Origin of the sequence: Actinomadura sp. 6N118, assembly GCF_044326415.1 — a bacterium.
GTDB lineage: Bacteria > Actinomycetota > Actinomycetes > Streptosporangiales > Streptosporangiaceae > Spirillospora.
Map to the genome: position 1 here is coordinate 90,530 of NZ_JBIRAZ010000013.1, position 15,853 is coordinate 106,382.

14 protein-coding genes are annotated in these 15,853 nt (G+C 71.1%); 8 read left to right on the forward strand and 6 right to left on the reverse strand.

All coding sequences use genetic code 11. The features are described 5' to 3' along the window. The first annotated feature begins 13 nt into the window (after window positions 1–13). The 3 genes from ACH34W_RS31045 (at window position 14) to ACH34W_RS31055 (ending at window position 2,653) form a co-directional block, all read left to right on the forward strand. On the forward strand, window positions 14–766 hold the full coding sequence (locus tag ACH34W_RS31045; RefSeq protein ID WP_395964678.1) for a gamma-glutamyl-gamma-aminobutyrate hydrolase family protein: 753 nt from the start codon (window positions 14–16) through the stop codon (window positions 764–766). A 91-nt stretch (window positions 767–857) separates the two neighbouring features. After that, on the forward strand, window positions 858–1,811 hold the full coding sequence (locus ACH34W_RS31050; RefSeq protein WP_395964679.1) for an alpha/beta hydrolase: 954 nt from the start codon (window positions 858–860) through the stop codon (window positions 1,809–1,811). Further along, entirely contained in the window at window positions 1,808–2,653 is an 846-nt protein-coding gene (locus tag ACH34W_RS31055) for an enoyl-CoA hydratase/isomerase family protein (RefSeq protein ID WP_395964680.1), read from the forward strand. Before ACH34W_RS31050 ends, ACH34W_RS31055 begins: the two co-directional genes overlap by 4 nt. 20 nt (window positions 2,654–2,673) lie before the next feature. On the opposite strand, the gene ACH34W_RS31060 is transcribed toward ACH34W_RS31055, so the two are convergent. Then, complete coding sequence (locus ACH34W_RS31060; protein WP_395964681.1) at window positions 2,674–3,150, reverse strand: OsmC family protein; 477 nt, start codon at window positions 3,148–3,150, stop codon at window positions 2,674–2,676. Between the two features lie 113 nt (window positions 3,151–3,263). After that, window positions 3,264–4,445 (reverse strand): acyl-CoA dehydrogenase family protein, encoded by a 1,182-nt coding sequence (locus ACH34W_RS31065; protein WP_395964682.1) that lies wholly within the window; start codon window positions 4,443–4,445, stop codon window positions 3,264–3,266. A gap of 137 nt (window positions 4,446–4,582) precedes the next feature. Between ACH34W_RS31065 and ACH34W_RS31070 the strand changes: the two genes are divergently transcribed. Continuing rightward, window positions 4,583–5,161 carry a TetR/AcrR family transcriptional regulator gene (locus tag ACH34W_RS31070; protein WP_395964683.1) on the forward strand — a complete coding sequence of 193 codons (579 nt, stop codon included), beginning with the start codon at window positions 4,583–4,585 and terminating at the stop codon, window positions 5,159–5,161. Continuing rightward, window positions 5,158–5,553 (forward strand): DUF6463 family protein, encoded by a 396-nt coding sequence (locus ACH34W_RS31075; protein ID WP_395964684.1) that lies wholly within the window; start codon window positions 5,158–5,160, stop codon window positions 5,551–5,553. The genes ACH34W_RS31070 and ACH34W_RS31075 overlap by 4 nt, the downstream gene beginning before the upstream one ends. On the opposite strand, the gene ACH34W_RS31080 is transcribed toward ACH34W_RS31075, so the two are convergent. Together ACH34W_RS31080 and ACH34W_RS31085 are read right to left on the reverse strand one after the other, a co-directional pair. Next, on the reverse strand, window positions 5,554–7,038 hold the full coding sequence (locus ACH34W_RS31080; RefSeq protein WP_395964685.1) for an RtcB family protein: 1,485 nt from the start codon (window positions 7,036–7,038) through the stop codon (window positions 5,554–5,556). A 196-nt stretch (window positions 7,039–7,234) separates the two neighbouring features. Further along, complete coding sequence (locus ACH34W_RS31085; protein ID WP_395964686.1) at window positions 7,235–7,825, reverse strand: TetR family transcriptional regulator; 591 nt, start codon at window positions 7,823–7,825, stop codon at window positions 7,235–7,237. A gap of 50 nt (window positions 7,826–7,875) precedes the next feature. Here ACH34W_RS31085 and ACH34W_RS31090 point away from each other — a divergent pair, with 50 nt between their 5' ends. Continuing rightward, window positions 7,876–8,685, forward strand: coding sequence for a class I SAM-dependent methyltransferase (locus ACH34W_RS31090; protein ID WP_395964687.1), 810 nt, complete (start codon window positions 7,876–7,878; stop codon window positions 8,683–8,685). A 12-nt stretch (window positions 8,686–8,697) separates the two neighbouring features. Next, window positions 8,698–11,880 (forward strand): carboxyl transferase domain-containing protein, encoded by a 3,183-nt coding sequence (locus tag ACH34W_RS31095; RefSeq protein ID WP_395964688.1) that lies wholly within the window; start codon window positions 8,698–8,700, stop codon window positions 11,878–11,880. A 78-nt stretch (window positions 11,881–11,958) separates the two neighbouring features. Here the strand turns inward: ACH34W_RS31095 and katG are convergent, their stop codons facing one another. Both katG and ACH34W_RS31105 read right to left on the reverse strand, forming a co-directional pair. Continuing rightward, window positions 11,959–14,187, reverse strand: coding sequence for a catalase/peroxidase HPI (gene katG / locus ACH34W_RS31100; RefSeq protein ID WP_395964689.1), 2,229 nt, complete (start codon window positions 14,185–14,187; stop codon window positions 11,959–11,961). 30 nt (window positions 14,188–14,217) lie between these two features. Then, on the reverse strand, window positions 14,218–14,643 hold the full coding sequence (locus ACH34W_RS31105; protein ID WP_395964690.1) for a Fur family transcriptional regulator: 426 nt from the start codon (window positions 14,641–14,643) through the stop codon (window positions 14,218–14,220). Between the two features lie 149 nt (window positions 14,644–14,792). On the opposite strand from ACH34W_RS31105, the gene ACH34W_RS31110 reads away from it, so the two are divergent. Further along, complete coding sequence (locus tag ACH34W_RS31110; RefSeq protein WP_395964691.1) at window positions 14,793–15,803, forward strand: NAD(P)-dependent oxidoreductase; 1,011 nt, start codon at window positions 14,793–14,795, stop codon at window positions 15,801–15,803. Window positions 15,804–15,853: the final 50 nt, after the last annotated feature.

Sequence of the window (15,853 nt, forward strand, 5' to 3'; positions counted from 1 at the left end):
GGGGGACACAGTCATGCGAGAGGCGACCCGCGGGGCCCCGGGCCCCCACGCCACCCCCGAGAAATCTCCGCCGCTCATCGGCATCACGACCTACCTCGAACCGGCCCGCTGGGGCGTGTGGGTCCGCGAAGCGGCGCTGCTGCCCGCGCCCTACGTGCGCGCGGTCGAACGTGCGGGAGGCGTTCCGGTCATGGTGCCGCCGATGGCCGGCCTGCGCGGGCTCGACAGCCTGGTCGGCGGGCTCGACGGCGTCATCCTCGCCGGGGGCGGGGATCTCGATCCGGAGCTGTACGGCGCGGAACGGCACGAGGCCACCGGGCCGCCCCAGCCGCAGCGGGACCGTTTCGAGCTCGCGCTCGCCCGCGCGGTGGTGGACGCCGACCTTCCGTTCCTGGCCATCTGCCGGGGGATGCAGGTCCTCAACGTGGCCCGCGGCGGGGCGCTGATCCAGCACCTGCCCGAGGCCGTCGGCCATGAGAGGCACGCCCCCGATGCGGGACTGGTGGGCAGGCACGGGGTGCAGATCAGCGCGACCAGCACGATCGGCAAGATCCTCGGGGACGCGGCGGAGGTGCCGACCTACCACCACCAGGCGGTCAGCCGGCTGGGCAAGGGCCTGGTCGCGGTCGCCTGGGCCGAAGACCAGGTCGTCGAGGCGGTCGAGCTCCAGGGCCACCGGTTCGGGCTCGGCGTGCAGTGGCACCCCGAGGAGGGGGATGACCGCCGCCTGTTCGAGGCCCTGATAGCCGAGGCGTCCGGCCGCTGATCACTCGGCCGCTGATCACTGTCCAGGCCGCTGATCATTGTCCCTCCCGGTGGGTAGATTTCGTGCCACACCGCCCGCCGGAGGTCGCCGCATGCCCCTGCATCCGCAGACCGCGAGATTCCTCGAAGACGTCCGTGCCCTGACCGCGTTCGCCGGACCCGAGCCCACGATCGAGGACATGCGCCGCGCGCTGGGTCTCTCGTTCTTCAGCGAACGGCGCGATCTGCCGCAGGTGATCGACACGACCGTCCCGGCCGCGGGCGGACCGGTGCCCGTGCGCCTCTACCGCCCCGTGCCCCCAGGCGGCCCGCCCCTGCCCGCCGTCGTCTACTTCCATGGCGGCGGGTGGGTGATCGGTGATCTGGAGTGCGTGGACGCCGCCTGCCGCGAGCTGGCTGCGCGCGCCCGCTGCGCAGTGATCAGCGTGGACTACCGGCTCGCGCCCGAGCATCCCTTCCCGGCGGCCGTGGAGGACGCCTGGGCGGTGACGGCCGGCGTCGTGCACGATCCCGAGCCGTACGGTGTCGATCCGCGCGCCGTCGCCGTGGCCGGCGACAGCGCCGGCGGCAACCTGGCCGCCGTGGTCTCCCTGCTCGCCCGTGAACGCGCCGTGCGGCTCGTCCACCAGCTGCTCGTCTACCCGGTCACCGACACCGCCATGGACACCGCCAGCCATGCCGAGTTCGCCACGGGATACGGCTTGGACGGGCCGGCGCTGGGCCGATTCATGGAGCTCTACCGCGGCGCCGCCGATCCCGCCGACCCGAGGATGGCGCCGCTGCGCGCGCCCGACCTGTCCGGGCTCGCCCCCGCCACGGTCATCATCGCCGAATACGACATCCTCCGCGACGAGGGCGAGGCCTACGCGCGCAAGCTGCGGGCGGCCGGAGTCCCGGTCGAACTCCGCCGTTTCGAGGGTGTCGTGCACTCGTTCTTCCTGCTCCCCGAGATCTTCGATGCCGGTGTCGAGGCGATGGAGTTCGCTGTGCGACGATTGCGCGCGGCATTCGACGACGCGATCTCCGGGGAGATGGGTGCGGCATGAGCAGCGGCGTGAGTGACGACCTGGCACGGGACGATGCGGCTGACGACGGCCTGGCACGGTACGCGGCGTACGAGCGGCTGAAGATCGACTGGGCGGCGCCGCGGGTGCTGCGCGTCACGATCAGCAGCCCGGGCAAGCTCAACGCCGTCGACACCGTCGGGCACCGTGAGCTCGCCGGGATCTGGCGTGACGTCGACGCCGACGACCGGGTGCGCGCGGTGGTGGTGCGCGGCGAGGGCACAGCGTTCTGCGCGGGCGGCGACCTCGCCATGATCGAGGAGATGATGACCGACCACGCGGTCCGCACCCGGATCCTGCGTGAGGCCCGCGACATCGTCATGAACATCATCGAGTGCGGCAAGCCGGTCGTCAGCGCGATCCAGGGGCCCGCCGTCGGCGCAGGGCTGGCCGTGGCGCTGCTGGCCGACATCTCGGTCGCCGGGCGCACGGCCAAGCTGCTCGACGGCCACACCCGCCTCGGCGTCGCGGCCGGCGACCACGCGGCGATCATCTGGCCGCTGCTGTGCGGGATGGCCAAGGCCAAGTACTACCTGCTGCTCAACGACGTCCTCACCGGCGAGGAGGCCGAGCGCATCGGGCTCGTCAGCCTCTGCGTGGCCGACGACGAAGTGCACGAGCGGGCACTGGAGATCGCCGGGCGGCTCGCCGACGGCGCCGCCGAGGCGGTGCGGTTCACCAAGCACGCGCTCAACAACTGGCTGCGCATGGCCGGGCCGGCCTTCGACGCCTCGCTCGCGCTGGAGTTCCTCGGATTCACCGGAGCCGACGTCCGCGAGGGCGTCGCCGCCATCCGGGAAAAGCGGCCCGCCCAATTCGGCTGATCTCGTTCGGGGTGCCGTGCTCAGGATTCCGGGGCGCTGACCGTCGGTTCGTGGTGCACCTTGAAGTTGACCGAATTGGCGATGAAGCACATCTCGTGGGCCCGCTCGTGAAGGGCGACGGCGCGATCGGCGTCCGCCGGGTCGGTGACCGTCACGTGGGGCCGCAGCACGACCTCCTGGAAGTGGCCGCTGCCGTTGGGCGTCTCCAGCATCGTCCCGTACGGGCGGTCGACGTACGCCGTGACGGTGATCTTGGCGCCCACGCACAGATGCAGGTACCACAACATGTGGCACTGCGACAGGGCGGCGACCATCAGCTCCTCGGGGTTCCAGCGTTCGGGATCACCGCGGAACGCGGGATCGGCGGAGCCGGGGATGCCGGGTTTCCCGGCGGCGCTCACGTCGTGGTCGCGTCCGAAGGCCCGGTATCCGCTGGTGCCCGTGCCCGAATTGCCGGTCCAGGTGACTTCCAGTGCGTAGTGGTGCGTTTTCGGCATGCAGCCTCTCTTCCTCAGCGCCCGCAACGAAGGACTACCCCGCCGAGATACGGGTGGTGGCCCTCCGATGTCGTCCTCAAGAGGCCAAACTAGTGCCATGAACCGCTTGCGGTTCAGTAGGACTTGGGCAAGCCGAGCTCATGCTGGGCGATGTGGGCGAGGACGAGCTCCTCGGCGACCGGGATGTTCTTGGCGATGCGCGCGTCGCGGAACATGCGGGCCACCGGGTACTCCAGCGAGTACGCCATGCCGCCGTGCGTCTGGAACGCCCGGTCGGCCGCCTGCCACGCCGCGTCGGCGGCGGTGAGCTTGGCGATGTTGGCCTCCGAGCCGCACGGCCGGCCCTGGTCCCAGAGCCACGCCGCCTTGTAGGTCATGAGGCGGGCCAGCTCGACCTGCGCCTTGATCTTGGCGAGCGGGAAGGCGACGGCCTGGTTGGCGCCGATGGGCTTGCCGAACGGGGCACGGTCGCGCGCGTAGTCGCAGGCGACCTGGAGCACGAGCTCGCCGAAGCCCACGCCGCTGGCCGCCGCGAGGATGCGCTCGGGATTGAGGATGTCCCACATCACGGCGAAGCCCTGGTCCACGTGCCCGAGGACGCGCTCGGCCGGGACCCGCACGTCGTCCAGGAACACCATGCTGGACGCGACGGTGTTGGTGCCGAGCTTGGGGATCGGCTGGTAGCTGAGCGTGCCCTGGGCGATCGCCTCCTTGATGTCGACGAGGAAGACCGTGAAGCCGGCCGTACGCGGCTCGGCCTCGGCCGCCGGGATCGTCCGGGCGACCAGCACCAGGAAGTCGGCGCGCTCCACCCCGGAGATCCAGATCTTCTGGCCGCCGACCAGGAAGTGATCACCCTCGCGGCGGGCCTGGGTGGTGATGTTGATGGCGTTGCTGCCCGCGTCGGGCTCGGTGATGGCGAAGCAGGTCTCGATCTCGCCGGACACGATCTTCGGCAGGAACTCGCGTTTCTGCTCCTCGGTGCCGTGCCGCATGATGGTCAGCCCGCCGAAGGCCGGGGTCAGCAGGTACATGAACGAGGCCGCGCCGCCCGCGCCGCCGGCCGCCAGGCTCTCCAGCGCGACCGACAGCTCCAGCAGCCCCTGGCCGGCGCCGCCGTACTCCTCCGGAACGGCGAGGCTGTGCCAGCCGCCCTGGACGAGCTCCTGCCAGACCTCCTCCGGCCAGCGCTTCTCCGCGTCGCACCGGTCCCAGTAGGCCTGGTCGTACTTCCCGGCGATCGCCCGCACGCCCTCCTGGACCGCGATCGCGCTCTCGGGCAGGTTGAAGTCCACTGCGCCTCCTCCGCAAGCCGTTCTCCCCAGACCGTAGCCGACCCGGTAAGCGGTCACTGACATCACACCCCTCTTCGCGCCATGCCATACGGTTTGGTATGTTCGTGCCATACCAAACGGTATGGAATGGTGAGGGCATGGCGAGCAGACGAGACTGGCTGGACGCGGGCCTGGCGATCCTGGCGGAGCGGGGCGCCCCGGCGCTCACGATCGAGCGGCTCACTGGGCGGCTCGGGCTGACCAAGGGGTCCTTCTACCACCACTTCAAGGGGATGGGCGGCTACAAGACCGCGCTGCTCGCCCACTTCGAGGCGGAGTCGACGACCCTTTTCATCGAGCTCACCGAGGCGGACCCGCACGCCCCGGCCCTGACCCGCCTCCAACGGCTCCTCGACCTGGTCGTCGACAAGGACGACTACGGCCCGGAGTTGGAGGTGGCGGTCCGGGCCTGGGCACAGCAGGACGCCGAGGCGCGCGAGCTCCAGGAACGTGTTGACCGCACCAGGGTCGACTACCTGCGTGCCCTCTGGCAGGAACTCACCGGCGACCCGGACGAAGCCGTCCGGGTCGCGAACCTCTTCTACATGATCACGATCGGGGCGGAGCACGTCATCCCGCCGCTGGAGAAGGCCGATCTGCGCTGCCTCTTCGAACACACCTTGCGCCTCGCCGCCGGCGACCGCGCAGCCGACCCCTCACAGGAGGACGCCCCATGAACACCCTCAACCGCCGCGTTCCCCGGCCGGCCGTCATCCCCTGGCTCATCATCGGAATCGCGATTCTGCACACCGTCTACGCGTTCGTCGCCTTGGCCGGAACCTGGGGCGACATCTTCCAGGACGGCGTTTTCAACGCGGTCAGCGGCGACCCCGAACGCGAGGCCGCCCTCTGGTTCTTCTACGCGGGCATCGGCTTCATGGCCATCGGCACGTTCGCCTACCGTGCGATCCACACCACCGGCCGTCTGCCCCTCCAGGTGGGCGTCTACCTGCTCCTGATCGGCGGGACCATGGTCGTCATCATGCCCGCCTCCGGAGGGATCCTCGTCCTCGTCGCCGGCGCCCTGTCCCTGGCAGCCGCACGCCTCACCGCCGCCGACACCCGCTGATCACCCCTTGACGGTGAGGAGGGGGCGGAGCTCGGCGACCGGGTCGGCGACGCCCCCCGCCGCCAGGCCGGCGACGACGGGGCCGATGTCCTTGTACGCCCAGGGCGCCTCCTGCTTGAGATCGCGGCGCCACGCCGCCATCACGTCGGACCGCCGCGCCACCATGGGGTCGCGGTGGTCCAGCGGGGTGACCACACGGAAGTCCCGCAGGAATGCGTCGAGCTCGTCGTCACCGGCGCGCGCCGTCGCCCCGCGCGGAACGCGCCGCCCGGCGCCATGGCAGGCGCTCGCCAGCGTCCGCGGGTTGCCGTGGCCGCGGAGCACGTAACTCGCCGCCCCCATCGAGCCGGGCACGATCACCGGCTCGCCCCACATCGCGTACGGGCCGTCCGCGGTCTCGGCGAAACCACCAGCGGGCGTCGCGCCCTTGCGGTGCACGACACGATCGCCGTCCCGCCAGAAGAGGTTGTGCGGCGCGTCGTACAGCAGGCGCGCCGACAGCTCGCCGCACTCGGCCGCCAGGCCCGCCCGCATCGTGAGGGCGAGAAAGAACCGGTTGCCGACCGCGAAGTTCGCGGCGTTGCCGAAGGCGTCGAGGTAGGGGCGCCGCGCAGGCTCAGACCCTTCGTCAAGGGGGAACGGCAAGATCCCGTTCCGTGGCCGGGGCAAGCCGGACGGCCAGCTCGCGCGGAGGCGGTCGAGCGCGGTGGCATTGGCCTGGTGTCCCAGCGACAGCGAGCCGCTGTGCGCCATCACGACGACCGTTCCGGGGGACAGCCCCCATGCGTGGGCGGCGCCGGCGTCGTGCACGGCCGAGACGTACTGCAATTCGACGAAGTGGTTGCCGCCGCCGATGCCGCCGATGATGCTGTCGTGGCTCGCGCCGCCCGCGCTGCCGATCCAGTCCGCGAACGCCTCGGCGGTGGCCGCAGGGAAGGCCGGCGCGTGCATCCGGTCGAGGGAGTCGTCGGCGTCCTCCGGCTGGACACCCGGCCAGCGGGCGTCGCCTGTGAGCAGCAGCCCCGGCAGACCGTCGCGCAACAGGGCCTCGCGCTGGGCCGGGGTGAGCGCGATCCGCCGGCCGCCCTCGAAGAACAGATGCCGGAGGCGGCGTTCGAGCGCGTCCAGCCGGGGGCGCACCCGGTCGGCCTGGAGCGAGGTGATCTCCAGCCGCATGCCGCAGTTGATGTCGTTGCCGACGGCCTGGGGGAGCAGCGCGTGCTCGGTCTCCAGGACCGTGCCGATCGGGATCCCGGCGCCCTTGTGGAGGTCGGGCGTCAGGGCGACCCGGGTGATGCGCGCGCCGGGCGCGACCCGGGCGAGCGTGTCGGCGGTCTCGAGGAGGGTGAGCACCTCGTCGACGGCGGCGGGTTCGAGCGGGACGTCGGGGCCGGCGCAGATCTCGACGGGGATGTCCCAGGGGTTGGGAAGGCGGAGCCAGGCGTCGTCGACGCGGACGAGCCGGTGGTCCTGGCGAGCAGGCATGGATGGTCGAGCAGGCATGGATGGGCGAGCAGGCATGATGACGAAGATCCTTCGGGCTGCTGGAAGCGCGGCGGAGCGCGCGAAAAGGAGACGGGAAAAGAGAGAAGGGCGGGTGGCTCCCCGCCTGGGGCCTCGGGTTCAGCAGCCGCGAGGTCGGAGGCGAATGTAGCGCGCGCTGGGCGGCGCGCGCCAGCGGTTATCGGCTTCCGGGGAGGTCCAGATAGCGCGTGACCATGCGGGCGATCAGATCGGCCACCTGGTCGGGGGGTTCGGTGGGCAGCACGATGTGGCTCATCGTCAGCCTGACCGCGGCCTCGGCGATCTCGGCGAACGCATCGCGGTCGAGCTCCGGCCATTCGGCCAGGGCGTGCTCGATGATGCGGGTCCGCGCGGTGAACAACACGGGCTCGGCCTGGGTGGTGAGGAGGGGGAGCAGCTCGTCGCCGCCGGCGCCGGTCAGCACCACCTTCGAGATCGGGTCGTCGGCGGACAGCTCCAGCGTGAAGCGCACCGCGGCGGCGACGGCGGAGTAAAGGTCGTCGCTGTGCTCGGTGAGGATCCTGTCGATGCCGTCCAGGTACCGGTCGTTGTCGCGCATGACCACCGCCTGGGCCATGCCCCACTTGTCGCCGAACTCGTTGTAGACGGTCTGCCTGCTCACGCCCACGGCGACGGCGACGTCCCGCATCCGCACACCCCGGTAGCCGCGCTGGACGAGGAGCTCGGCGGCGGCGTCCAGCAGGGAGTCACGGAGCGAGGGCCGGAGGGAGCCACGGTCTCCGGGCATGCGAGGCCCTCCCTTCCTGTCCGTTCGCCGGTGACCATTATCGTCGGCACATGGTCAAAGATGACTACCTGTCACTGAATCGTGCCCTGTGGGACGAACGCGTACCGATCCATGTCGCCAGCGACTTCTACGACGTGGCCGGATTCCGCGCGGGGGCGTCCAGCCTGCGGGACTTCGAGCCCGCCGAGATGGGTGACGTGACCGGGCGCCGGCTGGTCCACCTGCAGTGTCACTTCGGGCTCGACACGCTCTCGTGGGCTCGCCGGGGAGCCGTGGTGACGGGTCTGGACTTCTCCCAGCCGGCGGTCAAGGCCGGGCAGGAACTGGCCGCCGAGTTCGGCTTGCCCGCGCGGTTCGTGGCCGCTGACGTGTACGACGCCGTCGAGGCGCTGGGGGAGACGTACGAGATCGTCTACACGGGCCTGGGCGCGCTCGTGTGGCTGCCGGACGTCGAGCGGTGGGCGCGGACCGTGGCCGGGCTCCTGGAGCCGGGCGGCTTCCTCTACCTCGTCGAGTTCCATCCGTTCGGTGACGTCCTGGACGATGAGGACGGCCGGACCGTCGCCTACGACTATTTCGACCGGTCGCCGCAGGTCTGGGACGTGCAAGGCAGCTACACCGACCCGGACGCGGACACGGCCAACACCACGTCGGTGCAGTTCGAGCACGGGATCGGCGATGTCGTCAGCGCGCTCGCGGCGGCCGGGCTGCGGGTGGAGTTCCTGCACGAGTTCGACTACACGCTCTCCCAGCGTTACCGGTCGCTGGAGCGGGAGGGCGCGGTCTACCGCCTCCCCGCCGGGCGGCCCCGGGTGCCTCTGATGTACTCCTTGAAGGCGGAAAAGCCTGGCGCGTCCTGATCTGGGAGGGTCATGAACGGCATCCTGGTGGCCAACCGCGGTGAGATCGCCGTACGGGTGATGCGTGCGGCGGCCGAGCTGGGCATCAGGACGATCGCCGTCCACACCCGAGACGACGCCACGGCTCTGCACACGCGGCGGGCCGACGAGGTGCGCGAGCTGCCCGGGGAGGGCGCCGCCGGCTACCTGGACGCGGACACGATCCTGGCCGCGGCCAAGGACTGCGGCGTCTCCGCGATCCATCCCGGGTACGGGTTCCTGAGCGAGAACGCCTCGTTCGCGGCGCGGTGCGCCGACGCCGGGCTGACCTTTGCCGGGCCGCGGCCTGAGCTGCTGGAGCTGTTCGGTGACAAGACCCGGTCCCGGCAGGTCGCCGCCGAGCTCGGCGTGCCGGTGACCCCGGGCACGAGCGGGTCCACCTCGCCGGCGGACGCGCAGGCGTTCGCGGCGGCCCACGGGCCGGTGATGCTCAAGGCGATCGCCGGAGGCGGCGGACGCGGCATGCGCGTCGTCGAGAGCGCCGCCGAGCTGCCCGAGGCGTACGAACGTTGCCGGTCCGAGGCGTTCGCCGCGTTCGGCAATGGCGATCTCTACGTCGAACGGTACGCACCGCACGCCCGGCACATCGAGGTGCAGATCGTGGGTGACGGCTCCGGTGCCGTCACCCACCTGTGGGAACGCGACTGCAGCATCCAGCGGCGGCACCAGAAGCTCATCGAGATCGCGCCCGCCCCTTCGCTCGCCGCCGGACTTCGCGACCGCATCCTCGGCGCGGCGACGACGATGGCGGCTCACGTGCGGTACGGGAGCCTCGGCACGTTCGAGTTCCTCGTCACAGGCGAGGAGTTCTGGTTTCTGGAGGCCAACCCACGCCTGCAGGTCGAGCACACCGTCACCGAAGAGATCACCGGTGTCGACCTTGTGAAGACGCAGATCCGCCTGGCGCGGGGAGAGAGCCTCGCCGACCTCGGACTGGTGCGCCCGCCTGCGCTGACCGGATGCGCGCTGGAGGTACGGGTCAACACCGAGACGCTTGATCCCGACGGCACGCCCAGGCCGGAGGCGGGCACGCTCAGCGGTTTCAGCCCGCCCATGGGGCCCGGCGTGCGCGTCGACACCCACGGCTACACGGGCTACCGGACGAGCCTGCGGTACGACTCGCTGCTGGCCAAGGTCATCGTCCGCGCGGAGGACTTCCCGGCCGCAGTGGCCAGGGCGACCGGCGCGCTCAGCGAGTTCGAGATCGCGGGAGTGTCGACGACCGTGCCGCTGCTCCAGGGGATCCTGCGGCACCCGGCGTTCGCCTCCGGCACGTTCGACACCGGATTCGTGGCCGAGCACCTCGCCGAGCTGCCGACGACCTCGGAACGGCCCGCCGCCGTTCCCGCTGCACCCGGCATGGTCGCGGTGGCCGCGCCGCTCCAGGGCACGGTGGTCAGCGTGGACGTGGCCGAGGGCGATCTCGTCCGGGCGGGGGCACCCGTGGTGATCCTCGAAGCCATGAAGATGGAGCACGTCGTCCGTGCCGCCGAGTCGGGCCTCGTCCAGGCGCTCGCCGTCACGCCGGGCCAAACCGTCACCGACGGCGCCCCGCTGCTCTTCATCGAACCCGCGGAGACCGGCGGCGATCACGCCGACGACGAAGCCGAGATCGACCTGGACGAGATCCGCGACGACCTGGCCGAGGTTCGGCGGCGCCACGACATCGGCCTGGACGCCTCACGCCCCGAGGCCGTCGCGCGGCGGCACGCGCGCGGCCACCGGACCGCCCGCGAGAACATCGGTGACCTCTGCGACCCCGGCACCTTCACCGAGTACGGCGCGCTCGCCATCGCCGCCCAGCGCCAGCGGCGTTCCCTGGAAGACCTCATCGAACGGACCCCCGCCGACGGCATGGTCTGCGGCGTCGGCGACGTCAACGGGCACCAGTGCGTGATCATGTCCTACGACTACATGGTGCTGGCCGGGACGCAGGGCTACCAGAACCACCGCAAGACCGACCGGATGCTGGAGCTCGCCGAACGCCGCCGCCTGCCCCTCGTGCTCTTCGCCGAGGGCGGCGGCGGGCGGCCCGGCGACACCGACACCACGACCGTGTCCGGCCTGGACGTCATGAGCTTCCACGCGATGGGCCGCCTGAGCGGGCTGGTCCCGCTCGTCGGCATCGCGTCCGGCCGCTGCTTCGCGGGGAACGCCGCGCTTCTCGGCTGCTGCGACGTCATCATCGCCACCCGCGACGCCAACATCGGCATGGGCGGCCCCGCGATGATCGAGGGCGGCGGCCTGGGCGTCTTCCGTCCCGAGGAGATCGGCCCTGCCGCCGACCAGGTGCCCAACGGCGTCATCGACATCCTCGTCGAGGACGAGTCCGAGGCCGTGGACGCGGCCAAGCGCTACCTCTCCTACTTCCAGGACACGCGTCGTCACGACCGGCAAGCCTCGTGGACCTGCGACGACCAGCGCCTCCTCCGCCACCTCATCCCCGAGAACCGCCTCCGCGCCTACGACGTCCGCCGCGCCGTCGAGCACCTGGCCGACACCGGTTCGGTGCTCGAACTCCGCCGCGGCTTCGGCGCCGGCATCATCACCGCCCTGATCCGCGTCGAGGGCCGCCCCATGGGGCTGATCGCCAACAATCCCGTGCACCTCGGCGGCGCCATCGACCGCGACGCGGCCGACAAGGCCGCCCGCTTCCTGCAGCTCTGCGACGCCCACGGCCTCCCGGTCGTCTCGCTCTGTGACACCCCGGGCTTCATGGTCGGCCCCGACGCCGAACGCACCGCCACCGTCCGGCACTTCAGCCGCCTCTTCGTGATCGGCGCCAACCTCCGCGTCCCGATCGTCACGATCGTGCTGCGCAAGGGTTACGGCCTCGGTGCGCAGGCCATGGCGGGCGGCAGTTTCAAGGCGCCGCTCGCGACCGTCGCCTGGCCGACCGGCGAGATCGGCGGCATGGGCCTGGAAGGCGCGGTCCGCCTGGGCTTCCGTAAGGAACTCGAAGCCGCCGAGGACCCCCAGGCACTCTTCGAGCAGATGGTCGCCGCGGCCTACGAGCATGGAAAGGCGCTCAACGCGGCCTCGGTCTTCGAACTCGACGACGTCATCGACCCCGCCGACACTCGCCGCTGGATCACCACGGCCTTCGCCGGCGCGGAACTCCCCACGACCCCCCGCCCCTGGATCGACACATGGTGAACGCCGGCGCAGGGTGACCCCCTGCGCCGGCGTTCAGACGGACGTCCTGATCAGCGGAGCGTGATCAGCGGAGCGTGATCAGGCGAGGTCGAACCGGTCGAGGTTCATGACCTTGTCCCACGCCGCGACGAAGTCGGTCACGAACTTCTCCTTCGCGTCATCGCTCGCGTAGACCTCCGCGAGCGCGCGCAGCTCGGAGTTCGAGCCGAAGACGAGGTCGGCGCGGCTGGCGTTCCACGTGACCTTGCCCGTGGCGTCGCGGCCCTCGAACGTGGTCGCGTCCTCCGACGTCGCCTTCCACGTCGTGCCCAGCTCGAGCAGGTTGACGAAGAAGTCGTTGGTCAGAGTCCCGGGGTTCTCGGTGAGGACGCCGAGCGGCGACTGCTGGTAGTTCGCGCCGAGGACGCGGAGGCCGCCGACGAGGACCGTCAACTCGGGGGCGCTCAGGGTGAGCAGGTTCGCCTTGTCGAGCAGCAGGTACTCGGCCGGCAGGCGGTTGGCCTTCCCTTGGTAGTTGCGGAACCCGTCGGCCTTCGGCTCAAGGGCGGCGAACGACTCGGCGTCGGTCTGCTCCTGCGAGGCGTCCACGCGGCCCGGAGTGAAGGGGACCGTCACGTCGAGACCGGCGTCCTTGGCGGCCTTCTCGACGGCCGCGCCGCCGGCGAGCACGATCAGGTCGGCGAGCGAGACCTGCTTGCCGCCGGTCTGGGCGGCGTTGAAGGACTGCTGGATGCCTTCCAGGGTGCGCAGCACCACCGCGAGCCGGTCGGGCTCGTTGACCTCCCACGCGCTCTGCGGCTGGAGGCGGATGCGGGCGCCGTTGGCGCCGCCGCGCTTGTCGCTGCCGCGGAACGTCGAGGCCGACGCCCACGCGGTGGACACCAGCTGGGACACCGACAGGCCGGACGCGAGGACCTGGGCCTTGAGGGAGGCGACGTCGTCGGCGTCGATGAGTTCGCCCGTCACGGCGGGCAGCGGGTCCTGCCAGATCAGCGTCTCGGCGGGGACCTCCGGGCCGAGGTAGCGCACGACCGGGCCCATGTCGCGGTGGGTCAGCTTGAACCACGCCCGGGCGAAGGCGTCCGCCAGCTCGTCGGGGTGGTCGAGCCAGCGCCGCGTGATCTGCTCGTAGACCGGGTCGACGCGCATCGAGAGGTCGGTCGTCAGCATCGTCGGGGCGACGCGCTTGGACGGGTCGTGGGCGTCGGGGACGGTGTCGGTCCCGGCGCCGTCCTTCGGCCGCCACTGGTTCGCGCCGGCCGGGCTCTGGAACAGCTCCCACTCGTAGCCGTACAGGGTCTCCAGGAAGCTGTTGTCCCACTGGGTCGGGGTGGGCGTCCAGATGCCCTCCAGACCGCTGGTGATCGCGTCGGCGCCCTTGCCGGTGCCGAAGGTGCTCTTCCAGCCGAAGCCCTGCTCCTCGATCGGGGCGGCCTCGGGGTCGTCGCCGACGTGCTCCGACGGGCCGGCGCCGTGGGTCTTGCCGAACGTGTGGCCGCCGACGATCAGGGCCGCCGTCTCCTCGTCGTTCATCGCCATCCGGCGGAACGTCTCACGGATGTCGCGGGCCGCGGCCAGCGGGTCGGGGTTGCCGTTCGGGCCCTCGGGGTTGACGTAGATGAGGCCCATCTGGACGGCGCCCAGCGGGTCCTCCAGCTCACGGTCGCCGGTGTAGCGCTCGTCGGCGAGCCAGGTGGTCTCGGGGCCCCAGTAGACGTCCTCGTCGGCCTCCCAGACGTCCGCACGGCCACCGGCGAAGCCGAAGGTCTCGAAGCCCATCGTCTCCAGGGCGACGTTGCCGGTGAGGATCATGAGGTCGGCCCACGAGAGGCTCTGGCCGTACTTCTTCTTGACCGGCCACAGCAGCCGGCGCGCCTTGTCCAGGTTGCCGTTGTCCGGCCAGCTGTTGAGCGGAGCGAAGCGCTGCTGGCCCGCCCCGGCGCCGCCGCGGCCGTCGCTGATGCGGTAGGTGCCCGCGCTGTGCCACGCCATCCGGATCATGAACGGGCCGTAGTTGCCGAAGTCGGCAGGCCACCAGTCCTGGGAGGTCGTCAGGACCTCCGCGATGTCGCGCTTCACGGCCGCGAGGTCGAGGTTCTGGAAGGCCTCGGCGTAGTCGAACTCCTCGCCGAGCGGGTTGGCCACGGCGGGGTTCTTGGCAAGAATCTTCAGATTGAGCCGCTCCGGCCACCACTGGCGGTTTCCGCCGCCCTGAGTCGGGTGCGGTGCGCGCCCGTGCGCGACCGGGCAGCCGCCCGCGCTCTCCGGCTTCTCGTCTGTGACGATTGCGTCGTGGTTCTCGGTCATGGGAATCCTTCCGGACCAGGGGATCGGAGCTCAGGAACTGCGAGTGGTGGAACAGTCGGGGCACAGGCCCCAGTAGGTGACCTCGGCCTCGTCGATCGAGAAGCTCTGGTCGTCGGACGCGGTCAGGCAGGGCGCCTCCCCGACCGCGCAGTCGACGTCGGCGACGACACCGCACGACCGGCACACGACGTGGTGGTGGTTGTCCCCGACGCGGGACTCGTAGCGGGCCACGGAACCGGACGGCTGGATGCGGCGCACCAGCCCCGCGGTCGTCAAGGTGTGCAGGGAGTCGTAGACGGCCTGGTGGGACACCGTCGGGAGATCCTCACGCACGGCACGGATGATCAAATCCGTGTCGGCGTGCGGATGCGCGTACACGGCGCTCAGCACGGCGACCCGAGGGCGGGTCACCCGCAGCGCGGCGCCGCGCAGCAGCTCCTGGAAATCCGAGGTCATGGCCACGGGAGACAGGTAAGCCCATTTTCTTGAATGAGTCAAGACAAGCGCTCGGAGCGGCGTGGCCCGGGCCCCCAAACGATCCGATGCCGGTTTCCCTCGCCTTCTATGGGTGAGAAACGGGACGTCGCGGAGCGAAAGGGGACGGCATGGCCGAGCGGAAAGGGCGGGCGCTGGTGCTCGCGCCCATGCGGGGGCCGGGTTGGGAACTGCTGAACGAGCTGACGGACATTGTTTACGAGCCCGTGTACGAACCAGCGGCGGAGCAGCGGCCCTTCCCGCTCCGTTCGGCGGCCGATGTCGCGCGGGGCCTTGCGGAGACCGGCGCCACGATCCTGATGACCGAGGCGGACGAGGTCGCCGGGCCGGTGTTCGACCATCCCTTGGAGCTGATCGCGGTCACCCGGGGTGATCCGGGGAACGTGGACGTCGCGGCGGCGACCGCCCGGGGGATTCCGGTGCTCTACACCCCGGGGAAGGGCGCGGACGCGGTCGCCGAGCTCACGGTCGCGCTGCTCTTCGCGGTCGCGCGGGGAGTCGTGGCGGCCGACCGGACGGTACGGGAGGCGTCGGTCTACGCCGGGGGTGTCACCCCGTACCAGCGGCACCGGGCATGGCAGCTGGCTGGGCGGACGTTCGGCATCGTGGGCCTGGGCGCGGTGGGCCGGGCCGTGTGGTGGCGGATGGACGGCCTGGGCATGCGGGTCGTCGCCTGCGATCCCTACGCGGAGGGCGCGACGCACAAGCTGCCGGAGCTGCTCAACGTCGCCGACGTGGTGTCGATGCACGCGGCGCTCACCGACGAGACCCACGGGATGATCGGGGAGCGGCAGTTCGAGATCATGAAGGACGGCGCGGTGTTCCTCAACACCGCCCGGGCCGAGCTGCATGACACCGGCGCGCTGGCGAGCGCGCTGTCCTCGGGCCATCTGGCAGGGGCCGGACTCGATTCCGGTGAGCCTTCGCATCCGCTGGCGGGGGTGCCGAACGTGGTGCTGACGCCGCACATAGGCGGGGCGACCTTCGACGCCGAGGCCGAGCAGGCGGAGCTCGTGGCCGCCGACATCGAGCGGCTGCGACTGGGCGAACTGCCCCAGCACTGCGTCAATCCCGAGGTCTTCCAGGGTGTTCTCGGCGCCGGGCCGGGGCGATCAAGTTGATCACGTTTCGGTTGCACAGCCGTAGACGATCTTGCCTGATGAACCGGGCA